At 73.4% G+C, this 15,180-nt stretch carries 8 protein-coding genes; 1 reads left to right on the plus strand and 7 read right to left on the minus strand.

The window, feature by feature from the left end:
* Positions 1-38: 38 nt before the first annotated feature.
* The 5 genes from ABT238_RS32490 to ABT238_RS32510 all read right to left on the minus strand — a co-directional run bounded on the left by ABT238_RS32490 (position 39) and on the right by ABT238_RS32510 (position 8,568).
* The gene (locus ABT238_RS32490) at positions 39-719 is read right to left on the minus strand and encodes a hypothetical protein (RefSeq protein ID WP_350562480.1); all 681 of its coding nucleotides are present in this window, start codon (positions 717-719) and stop codon (positions 39-41) included.
* A gap of 49 nt (positions 720-768) precedes the next feature.
* Positions 769-3,123, minus strand: a complete 2,355-nt coding sequence (gene glgB, locus ABT238_RS32495) for a 1,4-alpha-glucan branching protein GlgB (protein WP_502891485.1) — start codon at positions 3,121-3,123, stop codon at positions 769-771.
* A 41-nt stretch (positions 3,124-3,164) separates the two neighbouring features.
* Entirely contained in the window at positions 3,165-4,649 is a 1,485-nt protein-coding gene (locus tag ABT238_RS32500; RefSeq protein ID WP_350562478.1) for a maltokinase N-terminal cap-like domain-containing protein, read from the minus strand.
* Between the two features lie 242 nt (positions 4,650-4,891).
* The gene (gene treS / locus ABT238_RS32505) at positions 4,892-6,616 is read right to left on the minus strand and encodes a maltose alpha-D-glucosyltransferase (protein WP_350562476.1); all 1,725 of its coding nucleotides are present in this window, start codon (positions 6,614-6,616) and stop codon (positions 4,892-4,894) included.
* Entirely contained in the window at positions 6,613-8,568 is a 1,956-nt protein-coding gene (locus tag ABT238_RS32510) for an alpha-1,4-glucan--maltose-1-phosphate maltosyltransferase (RefSeq protein WP_350562786.1), read from the minus strand. Before ABT238_RS32510 ends, treS begins: the two co-directional genes overlap by 4 nt.
* 1,032 nt (positions 8,569-9,600) lie before the next feature.
* On the opposite strand from ABT238_RS32510, the gene glgP reads away from it, so the two are divergent.
* Positions 9,601-12,264, plus strand: a complete 2,664-nt coding sequence (glgP, locus tag ABT238_RS32515; protein ID WP_350562474.1) for an alpha-glucan family phosphorylase — start codon at positions 9,601-9,603, stop codon at positions 12,262-12,264.
* Between the two features lie 55 nt (positions 12,265-12,319).
* Here the strand turns inward: glgP and ABT238_RS32520 are convergent, their stop codons facing one another.
* Both ABT238_RS32520 and ABT238_RS32525 read right to left on the minus strand, forming a co-directional pair.
* Positions 12,320-13,072 (minus strand): class I SAM-dependent methyltransferase, encoded by a 753-nt coding sequence (locus tag ABT238_RS32520; RefSeq protein ID WP_350562472.1) that lies wholly within the window; start codon positions 13,070-13,072, stop codon positions 12,320-12,322.
* 144 nt (positions 13,073-13,216) lie between these two features.
* Positions 13,217-15,085 carry an ABC transporter ATP-binding protein gene (locus ABT238_RS32525; protein ID WP_350562470.1) on the minus strand — a complete coding sequence of 623 codons (1,869 nt, stop codon included), beginning with the start codon at positions 15,083-15,085 and terminating at the stop codon, positions 13,217-13,219.
* Positions 15,086-15,180 lie beyond the last annotated feature (95 nt).

Below are 15,180 nucleotides of genomic sequence, written 5' to 3' on the forward strand. Positions count from 1 at the left end.
GGCAAGGGGCCGAAGGTCATCGGTGGAGCCGCGGGTCATCAGGGGAAGCGGTCGGGGCCGGTGAGCCGCACGGCCACCCCGGCGGGCCGCTCGGCGAGGGACAGCCGGGTGACGCGCTTGTCCAGCAGCCAGCCGTGCCGGTGGACCAGGCTCTCGCCCGGGCCGGGCCCCGGCCGCCAGCCGTCGGCGGCCAGCCGGGCCCGCAGCCGGAGTGCCGCCTCGGTGACGGACAGGCCCCCGGTGCTCACGACCAGGAGGTCGCGGCGGCAGGCGTGCAGTCCGCAGCTGCGGTCAGGGCCGCTGTCCTCGGCGACGGCGAGGCCGGGCGGCAGCGACAGCTCGGAGCGGTCCGGGGAGAAGGGCTCGTGGACGGCCAGCTGGTAGAGCAGGCCGATGACGAGGCCGACCAGGGAGTGGGCGGCGATCGCGATGGTCGCCCCGGCGGCCGGCTGGCCGGAGCCCCGGGCGGGCCGGGGCCCGTACCGCCGCCGCTCGGCCAGGGCGCCGAGCAGGACCACCAGTCCGGCGGCGAGCGGGTAGCCGGACTGGGACTCGGCGGTGGCCCGGCTGTGGAACCACGCGTACTCCAGCCCGACCGGGATCACCGCCAGGGCGGCCAGGACGGCGGCGACCACCACCCCGACCACCCTCGTGCGGGCCAGTGCCGCCCAACAGGCCAGCGGCAGCAGGACATAGCCCCAGCCCAGCACCAATCCCACAGAAGGCCCCCCGCCCGCTGCCGACGTCTCAGGCGGGGAGCCTAGAACGTCACGCCGGGCGGAGCCAGAGGGTCGCGAGCGGCGGCAGCACCAGCTCGGCGCTGCGCGGCTGGCCGTTCCAGGCGATCGCCTCGGCCTTCACCGGACGGGAGTTGGCCGTCCCGCTGCCACCGTACTCCGCGGCGTCGGTGTTGAGGGCCTCCTCCCACAGCTGGTCGCGGCCGGTCAGCTCGGGCAGGCCGACCCGGTGGCCGTGCCGGACGACGGGGGAGAAGTTGCAGACGGCCACCAGGGGGGTGCCGTCGGCGGCGTGGCGGACGAAGGAGAGCAGGTTGTCCTCGGCGCAGCCGCCGTCGAGCCAGCGGAAGCCCGCCGGCGTGGTGTCCTGCTCCCAGAGCGCCGGGCTCTCGAGATAGCACCGGTTGAGGTCGCGGACCAGCCGGCGTACGCCCCGGTGCTCCTGGTGCGCCGGCCACTGCTCGTCGAGCACCCACCACTGCGGGCCCTGCTCGTGGTGCCACTCCGAGCCCTGGGCGAACTCCTGCCCCATGAAGAGCAGTTGCTTGCCGGGGTGGGCCCACATGAAGCCCAGGTAGGCGCGGTGGTTGGCGCGCTGCTGCCACCAGTCGCCGGGCATCTTGGCGACCAGTGCCTGCTTGCCGTGCACCACCTCGTCGTGCGAGATCGGCAGGATGTAGTTCTCCGAGTAGGCGTACACCATCGAGAAGGTGATCTCGTTGTGGTGGTACTTGCGGTGCACCGGGTCCTTGCTCATGTAGACCAGGGAGTCGTGCATCCAGCCCATGTTCCACTTGAGGCCGAAGCCGAGGCCGCCCTGGTCGGTGGGCCGGGTGACGCCGTCCCAGGCGGTGGACTCCTCGGCGACGGTGAGCACGCCGGGGCAGCGCCGGTAGACGGTGGCGTTCATCTCCTGCAGGAAGGCGGCCGCGTCGAGGTTCTCCCGCCCGCCGAACCGGTTGGGCGTCCAGCCGCCGCTGTCGCGCGAGTAGTCGAGGTAGAGCATGGAGGCGACGGCGTCCACCCGCAGGCCGTCGACGTGGAACTCCTCGCACCAGTAGACCGCGTTGGCGACCAGGAAGTTGCGCACCTCGATCCGGCCGTAGTCGAACTCCAGGGTGCCCCAGTCCGGGTGCTCGGCGCGCAGCGGGTCGGCCGGCTCGTACAGCGGCTCGCCGTCGAAGCGGGCGAGCGCGAAGTCGTCCTTGGGGAAGTGCGCCGGCACCCAGTCGACGATCACGCCGATGCCGTGCTGATGCAGGGTGTCGACCAGGAAGCGGAAGTCGTCCGGACTGCCGAGCCGGGCCGTGGGCGCGTAGTAGCCGGACACCTGGTAGCCCCAGGAGCCGCCGAACGGGTGCTCCATGACCGGCATGAACTCCACGTGGGTGAAGTTCAGCTCCTTCAGGTAACCGGGGAGTTCGGCGGCGATGGCACGGTAGTCGGTGAGGTCGGGGCGCCAGGACGGCAGGTGCAGCTCGTACACCGACATCGGCGCGCGGTGGTGCGCGGTGCGCGCCCGGCGGGCCATCCACTCGCCGTCCTGCCACCGGTGGGCGGAAGCGGTGACGACCGAGGCGGTGCCGGGCGGGACCTGCGCGGCGCGGGCGAGCGGGTCGGCCTTGTCGAGCACCCAGCCCTGCCGGGTGTGGATCTCGTACTTGTACTGGGCGCCCTCGCCGAGGTCCGGGACGAACAGTTCCCAGACGCCGGAGGAGCCGAGCGAGCGCATCGGGTGGCCGGTGCCGTCCCAGTGGTTGAAGTCGCCGATCAGCCGCACGCCCACGGCGTTCGGCGCCCAGACGGCGAACGCGGTGCCGGGCACGCCGTCCACGGTGCGCAGGTGCGAGCCGAGGGCCTTCCAGAGCTGCTCGTGCCGGCCCTCGGAGATGAGGTGCAGGTCGAGCTCGCCGAGGGTGGGCGGGGTGCGGTAGCCGTCGTGCTGGCGGATCGGCTCGCCGCCCGGGTAGCTGACCAGCAGCCGGTAGTCGGGCGCCTGCGGCGCGGCGAGCAGGCCGGTGAACAGGCCGCCCTGCTGGTGGGTGAGTTCGACGGGCCCCTGCCCGGTCTCCACCACGACCCGCTCGGCGAACGGGCGCAGCACCCGGATCGCGGTGCCGCCGTGCACCGGGTGGGCGCCGAGCAGGGCGTGCGGGTCGTGGTGCTGGCCGCCGACCAGCCGGTCCACCTCGCCGGGCGGCAGCGGCGCCTCGGGCAGCCGCAGCGCCCCCGCGGGCGCGGCGGGCGCCGGCTCGGCGGCTCCGGGGGCGGGCGCCGGCTCGGCCCGCCGGTCGGTCGCGGGCTCACGCTTCGGGGAGTCCGGGCCGGCCAGGAAGGTGGCCGGCACGGGGCGGGTGGTGCGGCCTGGCGGGTCGAGCGGCGTCACGGCGAGGACCTCTCTCGGAGCGGGGGGAGGGACGGGGGACGTCAGACGGTGAGGGCCAGCCGGTTGATCGCGGCGAGCGGGATCGGCAGCCAGCTCGGCCGGTGCCGGGCCTCGTACACCACCTCGTAGACCGCCTTGTCGATCTCCAGCGCGCGCATCAGCTCCGGCGAGGCGGCCGGGTCGGTGCCGCCGCCCGCGGTGTAGCCGGCGCAGAAGGCGGTGCGGTTGCGCTGCGCCCAGGCGGCGGCCAGGTGCGCCAGCTCCGGGTCCGGCGGCCCGCCGGCCAGCAGGTGGGCGGCGGCGTAGTCGAAGGAGCGGAGCATCGCGGCGACGTCCCGCAGCGCGGTCTGCGGCTCGCGCCGCTCGGCGACCGACTTGGCCGGCTCGCCCTCGAAGTCCAGCAGCACCCAGCCGTGCGGGGTGCGCATCGCCTGGCCGAGGTGCAGGTCGCCGTGGATCCGCTGGACCGGCAGGCCGTCCGGGTGGGCGTCGGCCATCTGCCCGAAGGCCGAGCGCAGCGCGCCGCGGTAGCGCGTCAGCCCGGGGACGGCGCTCACCGCGCCGTCCAGCCGGTCGGCCATCGCGGCGGCCAGTTGCCGGGTCTGGGTGCGGTCAAGCCGGGCGACCGGCATCGAGCGGGCGAGCACCCGGTGCACCTCGGCGGTGGCCCGGCCGAGCCGGTGCGCCTCGATCGCGAAGTTGCCCGGCGACGGGTCGCCCTTGAGCCGGCCGACCTGGTCGAGGGCGAGCTCCCAGCCGTCCTCGGCCTCGGGGAGGTAGCGCTGGAGCAGCCCGAGGGTGGCCGGCTCGGCGCGCTCCAGGCGGCTCTCGAACCAGGCGGCGACCCGGGGGATGCGGGTCGAGCCGGCCCGGGAGAGCGCGAGCGACAGTTCGAGGTCGGGGTTGGTGCCGGGGTGGACGCGGCGGAACAGCTTCAGGATGTACGAGGTGCCGTAGATGACCGAGCTGTTGGACTGCTCGGCGGTGGAGGCGCGGCCGGGCAGGTTGGTGGGCAGTCCGGAGCCGGGGGTGCGGCGGAAGGACAGCGAGCCGAACCGGTCGCCGGTGGCCAGGTGCTCCAGCAGCCGCCCGGTGAGCTCCGGGTCGTGCACCGCGTCGTAGAGCGCCGCCCCGTCGTACGGGCCCTGGGTGAGCCGGCCGAGGACGGCGGCCGGTTCGATGACGGTCGGGCCCTGCGAGCGGATGCCGAGCAGCAGTTGGTACAGGTCGCCCTGCGGTGCGCCGGTGGTGGCGTGCTCGACCCGGAGCAGCAGGTGCAGCAGGGCGGGGTCGCCGACCTGCAGGGGGGTGCCGACCACGGGGACCAGACCGGTGATCGGCCGGCCCTTCCCGGCGTACCAGCGTTGGGTGGGGAGCCACTCGGCGATCAGCGGCAGCGCCGCCTGGACGAGTTCGCTGACCCCCAGGGCGGTCCTCCGGACCCCGGTGCCCCGCGGGGCGGCCGCCGCGGTGGCGGCGGGGGCGTCACGGTGCAGGGGGGCCTGCGAACGGGAGGTTTCGGACATGACTCCCTTTCCCCGGAGGAGCTGGGCGGACCGCCCGACGGGTCTGGCCGGGTCCGTCAGTCTTCCGGATTGCGGCGGCGCGGCGGCGCGGCACGCGAGCGGTGGGCCCGGGTGTCACGCCTTCGTGTGGGTGGCCGTTGGGCTGTTCTCCGTACGCGGTGGTGCAGAGACGACCGGGGGCGCGGGGTGAGAACTCGCGCCCCCGGAGGCTTCGGAGGGGTCTGCGGCAGGGTGCCGGATCGTTACTTCGATCGCCTGGTTCCGCTCAGCCTGGGGGGCTGGCGGAGCTGGAACCAGTAGAAGCCGTGGCCGGCGAGGGTGAGCAGGTACGGCCACTCGCCGATCGAGGGGAAGCGCACCCCGCCGATCAGCTCGACCGGGTTCCGTCCGCCGTACTGCCTCAGGTCCAGTTCGGTCGGCTGCGCGAAGCGGGAGAAGTTGTTCACGCACATGACCAGGTCCCCCTCGTGCTCGCGCACGAAGGCCAGCACCGCGGGGTTGCTGGAGGGCAGTTCGGTGTAGGTGCCGAGGCCGAACGCCGGGTTGAGCTTGCGGATCTCGATCATGCGACGCGTCCAGTGCAGCAGCGAACTCGAACTGCTTTGCTGCGCCTCGACGTTGGTCACCTGATAGCCGTACACCGGATCCATGATGGGCGGCAGACTGAGCCTGCCCGGGTCGGCGGAGGAGAAACCCGCGTTGCGGTCCGGGGTCCACTGCATCGGGGTCCGGACGCCGTCCCGGTCGCCCAGCCAGATGTTGTCCCCCATGCCGATCTCGTCCCCGTAGTAGAGCACCGGTGAGCCGGGCAGGGAGAGCAGCAGGGCGGTGAAGAGCTCGATCTGGTTGCGGTCGTTCTCCAGCAGCGGGGCGAGCCGCCGGCGGATGCCCACGTTGGCGCGCATCCGCGGGTCCTTGGCGTACTCCGCGTACATGTAGTCGCGCTCCTCGTCGGTGACCATCTCCAGGGTCAGCTCGTCGTGGTTGCGCAGGAAGATGCCCCACTGGCAGCCGTGCGGGATGTTGGGTGTCTTGGCGAGGATCTCCGAGACGGGGTAGCGGGACTCCCGGCGGACCGCCATGAAGATCCGCGGCATCACCGGGAAGTGGAACGCCATGTGGCACTCGTCGCCGCCGGAGGCGAAGTCGCCGAAGTAGTCGACGACGTCCTCCGGCCACTGGTTGGCCTCGGCGAGCAGCACGGTGTCCGGGTAGTTGGCGTCGATCTCCTTGCGGACCCGCTGGAGGAACTCGTGCGTCTCCGGCAGGTTCTCGCAGTTGGTGCCCTCGCGGGCGAACAGGTACGGCACCGCGTCCAGCCGGAACCCGTCGATGCCGAGGTCGAGCCAGAACCGCAGCCCGGCGATCATCTCGTCCTGGACCCGGGGGTTGTCGTAGTTGAGGTCCGGCTGGTGGGAGAAGAACCGGTGCCAGAAGTACTGCTTGCGCACCGGGTCGTAGGTCCAGTTGGAGGTCTCGGTGTCGACGAAGATGATCCGGGCGTCGGGGTACTGCTTGTCGTCGTCGGCCCACATGTAGAAGTCGCCGTACGGGCCGTCCGGGTCCTCCCGGGAGGCCTGGAACCACGGGTGCTGGTCGCTGGTGTGGTTCATGACGAAGTCGATGATCACGCGCATGCCCCGGGCGTGCGCGGCGTCCACGAACTCCATGAAGTCGGCGAGGTCGCCGAACTCCGGGAGCACCGCCTTGTAGTCGGACACGTCGTAGCCGCCGTCGCGCAGCGGCGAGGCGAAGAACGGCGGCAGCCAGAGGCAGTCGACGCCGAGCCACTGCAGGTAGTCGAGCTTGGACGTGAGCCCCTTGAGGTCCCCGACCCCGTCGCCGTTGCTGTCCTGGAAGGACCGCACCAGCACCTCGTAGAAGACCGCGCGCTTGAACCACTCCGGGTCCAGGTTCTTCTCGGAGGTCTCGGGGAAGGTGTCGGGGACGGGCTCGTTCACTGTCACGCTGGGTTCCTCCGAACCGTGAGGAGGTGGGCCGGCTCGGCGGAGGGGTCGAGCCGGACGTAGTTGTGCCGGCCCCACGTGTAGGCGGCACCGGTGAGCTCGTCGTGGACCGCGTACGGCCCGTCCCCGTCCAGGGTGACGGTGGCCTCCTGGGCGTGGTGGGGATCCAGGTTGACCACGGTGATGAGGTGGTCGGTGAGGCCGTCGGGTGTCAGGGCGGTCTTGGAGTAGGCGAGCACCTGGTCGTTGTCGGTGGGGTGGAAGCGCAGCGAACGCAGCTGCTGGAGGGCCGGGTGACGGCGGCGCAGCCGGTTCAGGACGGTGAGCAGCGGGGCGAGGGTGTCGGTGCGGCTCCAGTCCCGGGGGCGCAGTTCGTACTTCTCCGAGTGCAGGTACTCCTCGGATCCGGGGTGGGCCGGCTCGTTCTCGTGGAGCTCGAAGCCGGCGTACACGCCGTAGCTGGGGGAGAGGGTGGCGGCCAGCACGGCGCGGATCGCGAAGGCGGCCGGGCCGCCGTGCTGGAGGAAGGCGTGCAGGATGTCCGGGGTGTTGGCGAAGAGGTTGGGCCGCATGTACGAGGCCGTCTCGCCGGCCAGCTCGGTGAGGTACTCGGTGAGTTCCGCCTTGCTGTTGCGCCAGGTGAAGTACGTGTACGACTGGTGGAATCCGATCTTCCCCAGGGTGTGCATCATCGCGGGGCGGGTGAAGGCCTCGGCGAGGAACAGGACGTCCGGGTCGGTGCGGGCGATGTCGGCGAGCACCCGCTCCCAGAAGACCACCGGTTTGGTGTGCGGGTTGTCGACCCGGAAGATCCGTACGCCGTGCGCCATCCAGAACCGGAGGACCCGGATCGTCTCCTTGACGATTCCGTCCATGTCCTGGTCGAAGTTGATCGGATAAATATCCTGATATTTTTTCGGCGGATTTTCGGCGTAGGCGATGGTGCCGTCCGCGCGGTGGCTGAACCATTCCGGGTGCTTGTTGACCCACGGGTGGTCCGGCGAGCACTGGAGCGCGAAGTCCAGCGCCACCTCCAGGTGCAGCGCGGCGGCCTCGGCCACGAAGTGGTCGAAGTCCTCGATGGTGCCGAGGTCCGGGTGGACGGCGTCGTGGCCCCCCTCCGGCGAGCCGATCGCCCACGGCGAGCCGACGTCGTGCGGACCGGCCGTCAGGGTGTTGTCCGGGCCCTTGCGGAAGGCTCGCCCGATCGGGTGGACCGGCGGCAGGTAGACCACGTCGAAGCCCATCGCGGCGATCGCCGGCAGCCGCTCGGCGGCGGTCCGCAGGGTGCCCGAGCGGGGCGGCTCCACCCCGGCCGGGTCGACCACCGCGCCCTCTGAACGGGGGAAGAACTCGTACCAGGAGCCGAACAGCGCGCGCTCCCGGTCCACCTGGAGCGGCGCCGGCCGGGAGGCGCTCACCAGTTCGCGCAGCGGGAAGCGGCCGAGCAGCTCCTGCACCTCCGGGGCGAGCGCGGCGGCCAGCCGGGACAGCGGCGGCAGGCCCGGGTCGCGCAGCGCCTGCGCGGCGGCCAGCACCACCGCCCGGCCGTCCTTCTTCGGCACCCCGGTGGCCGCGCGCTCCAGCAGCTGGGCGCCCTCCTCCAGGACGAGCGCGGTGTCGATCCCGGCCGGCAGCTTGACCGAGGCGGTCCTGCGCCAGGTGGCCACCGGGTCGGACCACGCCTCCACCAGGTACGACCAGCGGCCGGGGGCGGTCGGGGTGACGTACGCGCCCCAGCGGTCGCTGCCCTCGGCCAGCTCGCGCATCGGCGTCCACGGGCCGCTGCGCCCGCGCGGGTCGCGCAGCACGACGTTGGCGCCGACCGCGTCGTGGCCCTCGCGGAACACGGTGGCGCAGACCCGGAAGGTCTCGCCGACCACGGCCTTGGCCGGGCGGCGGCCGGCGTCTACGAGGGGGCTGACGTCCAGGACGGGGATGCGGCCGATCACGGTGTCGCTCTCTGTCGTCTTGCGGGCGGCGGTCTTGCGGGGGGCCGCGGGCTTGGCACGGGCGTGCCCGGCGGCGGTCCGCGCGGCCGCGGTCCGCTCCGGTGCGGCGCCCTCGGCCTGCGCGGCCGAAGGGGTGGCGGTGCTCGCGCTGCGGCGGGTGGTGGTGCGCTTGCGCGGGGTCTCTGCCCGGTGGGGCCGGCCCTCCTCGGCCCCGGGTTGCCGGGCCGGTTCGTCCGGTCGCTCCGTACGCATAGCCACGGCACCCCTGGGCCCCGGCATCGCCGCGTCTGTCCGAGTGTCAGAATCCATCCGTCCGGCGGATTCCGCGACCGCTGCGTCGAGGGTGTCGGCCACCGGTGTGGACTGGTCCCGCGTGTCGCCGTGCATGCCAAACTCCTGCCCGAGATCGGCGGCAGCTCCCGCGGGCCGGTGTGGCCAGGGGAGTACCGGGAGGACTACTGGGTGGGGAGGACGTGCGACCGGAAGCCTGCCCGCGCCGCCGTTCCGGGCAACCTGCCCCGCTCCTGCTCGGCCCGTGGCACAGGGCCCGAGAGCCCGCGCGCGTTCCGGCGCACGCCTCTCCGGGCGTGCCCTCGGACGACCCGACCCACCCGTGAACGAGCAGGGCGGGACCGAGGACACGCGGCGGTCCGCGATGGGCGCCGAATGGACCAATCAGGATGAGGAACGGTCAACGCGAAAAGGATTCGGACGTGCTGCTTCGCGGGGGAACGCCACCCGTCTCCGCACACCCCGCAGCATCAACGACCGTGCTTCATCCTCGCACCGGTGGCCCCGATTCCGCAGCGGTACGCGAGGAGTTTCAGCGCCGATCGGCCGCGGACCCGCCGGCGGAAATGGATCTGTTCCACGGTGTTCACGCATTGGTGGCGCGGCCCCGCCGAAAGTGCGCCTCGCGCGCCCCCCGTGCAGACCAATGCGCCGAATGCGATCTCATCAATAGGCCGAACGGATGCCGAATAGCCCAACTGACGCACCATCATGCCATCCGCCGAGGCTACGCTTCACGCCGTGAAGGCAATCCGCAGATTCACCGTCCGCACCGTCCTGCCCGAACAACTCCAGCCGTTGCACGAGCTGGCCCTCAACCTGCGCTGGTCCTGGCACCCCGAGACCCGGGACCTCTTCCGGTCCGTGGACCCGGACGTCTGGGCCGCGACGGGCGAGGACCCGGTGCGACTGCTCGGGGAGGTGCCCGCCGCCCGGCTCGTCGCGCTCGCCGCCGACCGCCGGTTCCTGCGCCGGCTCGGCGACCTCGCCGACGACCTGCGGGAGTACCTGGCCGGCCCGCGCTGGTACCAGAGCGCCGGGCAGCAGGCCGCCGCCCCGCTGCCCGCCGCCATCGCCTACTTCTCGCCCGAGTACGGCATCGCCGCCGCGCTGCCCCAGTACTCCGGCGGCCTCGGCATCCTGGCCGGCGACCACCTCAAGGCCGCCAGCGACCTCGGCGTCCCGGTCATCGGCGTCGGCCTCTTCTACCGGCACGGCTACTTCCGGCAGTCCCTGGACCGGGACGGCTGGCAGCAGGAGCGCTACCCGCTGCTGGACCCGGACGAGCTGGCCGTCACCCTGCTCCGCGAGGCCGACGGCACCCCCAGCCGGGTCGACCTCGCCCTGCCCGGCGGCCGCACCCTGGCCGCGCACATCTGGAAGGCCCAGGTCGGCCGCGTCCCGCTGCTGCTGCTCGACTCCGGCATCGAGGCCAACTCGCCCGCCGAGCGCGACGTCACCGACCGCCTCTACGGCGGCGGCAGCGAGCACCGGCTGCTCCAGGAGATGCTGCTGGGCATCGGCGGCGTCCGGGCGGTGCGCGCCTACCAGCGGCTCACCGGCCACCCCGCCCCCGAGGTCTTCCACACCAACGAGGGCCACGCCGGCTTCCTCGGCGTCGAGCGGATCCGCGAACTGGTCGCCGACGCCGGCCTCGACTTCGCCGCCGCCCTGGAGGCGGTCCGGGCCGGCACCCTGTTCACCACCCACACGCCCGTCCCGGCCGGCATCGACCGCTTCGACCGCGAGCTGGTCGCCCGGCACTTCGGCGGCGACACCGCGCTGCCCGGCGTCCCGGTCGAGCAGGTGCTCGCGCTCGGCGCCGAGACCTGGCGCGGTGGCGACCCCAAGCTGTTCAACATGGCCGCCATGGGCCTGCGGCTCGCCCAGCGCGCCAACGGCGTCTCCACCCTGCACGGCGAGGTCAGCCGCTCGATGTTCAACGGCCTCTGGCCCGGCTTCGACCCCGCCGACGTGCCGATCACCTCGGTCACCAACGGCGTGCACGCCGCCACCTGGATCGACCCGGCCGTCGTGCGGCTCGGCGCCGCCGAGATCGGCGCCGACCGCGCCGAGGAGGCCATGACCACCGGCGACACCCAGCGCTGGACCGGGCTGGAGAGGATCGGCAACACCGAGATCTGGGACCTGCGCCGCACCCTGCGCGCCCAGCTGGTCGACGAGGTCCGCGACCGGCTGCGCGCCTCCTGGCGCCAGCGCGGGGCCGGGGAGGCCGAACTCGGCTGGGTCTCCTCGGTGCTCGACCCCGACGTGCTCACCATCGGCTTCGCCCGCCGGGTGCCCTCCTACAAGCGGCTCACCCTGATGCTCCGCGACCCGCAGCGGCTGCGCGCGCTGCTGCTGCACCCGACCCGGCCGGTGCAGATCGTGGTCGCCGGCAAGGCCCACCCGGCCGACGACGGCGGCAAGCGGCTGATCCAGCAGATGGTCGCCTTCGCCGACGACCCCGCCGTCCGGCACCGGATCGTCTTCCTGCCGGACTACGACATGGCGATGGCCCGGCGCCTCTACCCCGGCTGCGACGTCTGGCTGAACAACCCGCTGCGCCCGCTGGAGGCCTGCGGCACCTCAGGGATGAAGGCGGCGCTCAACGGCTGCCTCAACCTGTCGGTGCTGGACGGCTGGTGGGACGAGTGGTTCGACGGCCGGAACGGCTGGGCGATCCCCACCGCCGACACCGGCGAGCGGGTGCTCGACCCGGACAGCCGGGAGGCCGAGCGGCGCGACGACATCGAGGCCGCCGCGCTCTACGACCTGATCGAGGAGCAGGTGGCCGGCCGGTTCTACGACCGGGGCTCGGACGGCCTGCCGCACCGGTGGATCGCCATGGTCCGGCACACCCTGGTCACCCTCGGGCCCAAGGTGCTGGCCGGGCGGATGGTGCGCGAGTACGTCGAACGGCTCTACGCCCCGGCCGCGCTGGCCCAGCGGGAGCTGGCCGGGACGGGCGCGTTCCGGGCCGCCCACGAGCTGGCCGAGTGGAAGGCGAAGGTGCGCGAGGCCTGGCCGGCCGTCCGGGTGGAGCACGTCGAGGCGGACTCCCCGGACGAGGCGCAGGAGCTGGGCAGCGCGCTGGCGCTGCGGGTGCAGGTGGCGCTCGGCACCCTGCAGCCGGCCGACGTCGAGGTGCAGGCGGTCTCCGGCCGGGTCGACGAGTCGGACCGGATCTCCGACGCCTGCCTGCTCGCCCTCAAGCCGGTCGGCGGGCCCGACCTGGACGGGCGGACCAGGTACGAGGGCTCCCTGGAGCTCTGCCGCACCGGGCCGTTCGGCTACACCGTGCGGGTGCTGCCCGCCCACCGCCGGCTGGCCTCGCCCGCCGAGCTGGGCCTGGTGGCGCTGCCGCCGGAGGCGGCGGGGATGGACGCCGGGCTGCTGCGCTGAGCCGGCTTTCGGAAGGGGCGGGGCGCCGGTCCGGCCGGCGCCCCGCCCGCCCCACCTACCGCACGGCGGCCACCAGGGCGTCGGTGACCGAGCGCCAGGCCACCCCGGCCTCGGCGAAGCCGGCCTCCCGCAGCCGCTCGACGTGCCAGCCGGTCGGGTGGGACTCGCCGTCGGCGTGCGAGCCGTACAGCCGGTTGCGGGCGGCCACCTGCTCGGTGAGCAGCGGGTCGGCCGCGGCGGCGAGCCACCAGCCCTCCCAGTCCAGGACGCCCTCGGCCTTCTCGCGCTCCTGCCGCCCGTGCCGCAGGGTCCGTTCGGCGGTGTTGAGCAGCGGGATCGCCGGGTCGGGCATGTGGTCGGCGTTGAGGAACACCCCGCCGGGGCGGAGCAGGCCGGCCAGGTCGCCGAAGAGCCGGACCAGGGCGGTGCCGGGCAGCCAGTGCAGCGCGGTGGCGGTCACCACCGCGTCGAACGGGCCCGGCGGCAGGGCGTCGGCCCACCGCGGGTCCTTGAGGTCGGCGGTGACCAGGGTGAACCGCTCGTCCTCGCCGAGGACGCCGCGGGCGATGGCCATCAGCGCGGGGTCCTGGTCGACGCCGACGCTGGTGGCGCCGGGCAGCCGGGCGAGCAGGCGCTCGGTGATGCTGCCGGTGCCGCAGGCGAGGTCGAGGACGCGCGGGGCGGGCCCGGTCACCGCCTCGACGAGGTCGAGCATCACCCGGAACCGCTCCTCGCGGTCGGGCAGGTACCACTCCTGCTGGCGGTCCCAGCTGCGCTGCCACTGCTCCCAGTGGTGACGGTCGACCATGGTCGCTCCCCTTCGTGAGGCGTGGGTGGGGCGGGTGGGTGAGGCGGGCCTGTGGGCCGGGCCGATGGGCCCCGGGAACGACCATAGGCCCTTTCGGTAATGGACGAAAGGGCCCTGGGTCTCTTACCTGTGGAGTGTCGGCGGTCAGACCAGGCTGTCCCGCCAGGCCCGGTGCAGCTGGGCGAAGCGTCCCTCGCGGTCGATCAGCTCGCGCGGGGTGCCGTCCTCGACGATCCGGCCCTGGTCCATCACCAGCACCCGGTCCGCGATCTCCACGGTGGAGAGGCGGTGGGCGATGATCACGGCCGTCCGGCCGGCCAGCACGGTGCGCATCGCCTGCTGCACCGCCTGTTCGCCGGGCACGTCCAGCGAGCTGGTGGCCTCGTCCAGGATCAGCACCGCCGGGTCGGCGAGCAGCGCGCGGGCGAAGGCGACCAGCTGCCGCTGGCCGGCCGAGATCCGCCCGCCGCGCTTGCGCACGTCGGTGTCGTAGCCGTCCGGCAGCTCGGCGATGAAGTCGTGCGCGCCGATCGCCTTCGCGGCCGCCTCGATCTCGGCGCGCTCGGCACCCGGACGGCCGATGGCGATGTTCTCGGCGACCGTGCCGGAGAACAGGAAGGACTCCTGGGTCACCATCACCACCCCGCGCCGCAGCTCCGGGCCGGACAGCTCGCGCAGGTCCACCCCGTCCAGGGTGATCCGGCCCTCGGTCGGGTCGTAGAACCGGGCGAGCAGCTTGGCCACCGTCGACTTGCCCGCGCCGGTCGCGCCGACCACGGCGACGGTCTGCCCGGCCGGCAGCAGCAGGTCGAACGGCGGCAGCACCTCCTTGCCGGTCCGGTAGGCGAACCGGGTCTTCTCGAAGTGCACCTCCCGGCCCTTGATCGTCGAGGCCGGCAGCTCCGTGGGCGCGGCCGGCTCGGCCACGGTGGGCTCGTGGGCGAGCAGGCCGGCGATCTTCTCCAGCGCGGCGGCGGCCGACTGGTAGCTGTTCAGGAACATCGCCAGCTGGTCGATCGGCTCGAACAGCCGGTGCAGGTAGAGCACGAAGGCGGTCAGCACGCCCAGCTCGACCGAGCCGTCGGTGACCAGGTACGCGCCGAGCACCACCACGCCGGTGGTCCAGATGTTGGCCGTCATCCGGGACAGGCCCCCGTACCGGGCGACCTCCAGCAGGCTGTCCGCGGTGGCGTCGGCCGACTGCCGGTTCACCACGCCGAAGGCGGCGTCGTTGGTCCGCTCGCGGCGGAACGCCTTCACCGGGCGGATGCCGTTCATGGTCTCGGTGAAGCGGACGATCAGCGAGGCCGCCGCGGTGCGCGAGCGCCGGTAGACCAGTCGCGAGCGGCGCCGGAACGACTGGGTGATCAGGGCCAGCGGGAGGAAGGCGAGCAGCGCGGCCAGGCCGAGCTGCCAGTCCAGCACCAGCAGGATCACCGATATGGAGCAGACCGACAGGGAGACCGTCAGCAGCTCCTGGAGCCCTTCGGACAGCAGCTCGCGCAGCGCCTCCACGTCGCTGGTGGCGCGCGAGATGATCCGGCCCGAGGTGTACCGCTCGTGGAAGTCCAGGCTGAGCCGCTGGGCGTGCCGGAAGATCCGGCCGCGCAGGTCCATCAGGACGTCCTGGTTGACCCGGGCGCTGACCCTGATGAACGTCCACTGGAACAGCGTGCCGAGCAGCGCGCAGCCCAGGTAGGCGGCGACCACGGCGACCAGCGGGCCGGCGTCGTGGTCGCGCAGCGCCGGGATGCCGCGGTCCATCGCGAGGGCGACCAGCAGCGGTCCGGACTGCAGGGCGGCCTGCTGGAGCAGGATCACCACCATCGCGGCGGCGATCCGGCCCCGGCGCGGGCCGAGCAGCGAGCGCAGCAGGGCGCTGGGTGCGCCGGGCGGGACGGGGATGTCCTCCTCGTCGGCCGGCGGGGTCGGCAGCTCCTCCTCGGCCGGGCCGGCCGCCCGGGTGCGGGCGTCCTTGGTGCGGGTGTCGGCGGGCTCGCAGGTGGTGGTCATCGGGCGGTGCTCCCCTCGGGGGGGGGGGGGGGGGGGCGCCCCCCCCCGGGGGGGGGGGGGGGCGGGAGAGGCACGTGTTAGGAGGAGGTGGCGGG

This window comes from Kitasatospora sp. NPDC001527 (assembly GCF_040298605.1).
In the GTDB taxonomy this organism is placed as follows: Bacteria; Actinomycetota; Actinomycetes; order Streptomycetales; family Streptomycetaceae; genus Kitasatospora.

Coding starts and splice junctions, on each gene's coding strand:
- ABT238_RS32500 (WP_350562478.1), bottom strand. CDS start 4,649: ATGTCCGAAACCTCCCGTTCGCAGGCCCCCCTGCACCGTGACGCCCCC.
- ABT238_RS32520 (WP_350562472.1), bottom strand. CDS start 13,072: ATGGTCGACCGTCACCACTGGGAGCAGTGGCAGCGCAGCTGGGACCGC.
- ABT238_RS32525 (WP_350562470.1), bottom strand. CDS start 15,085: ATGACCACCACCTGCGAGCCCGCCGACACCCGCACCAAGGACGCCCGC.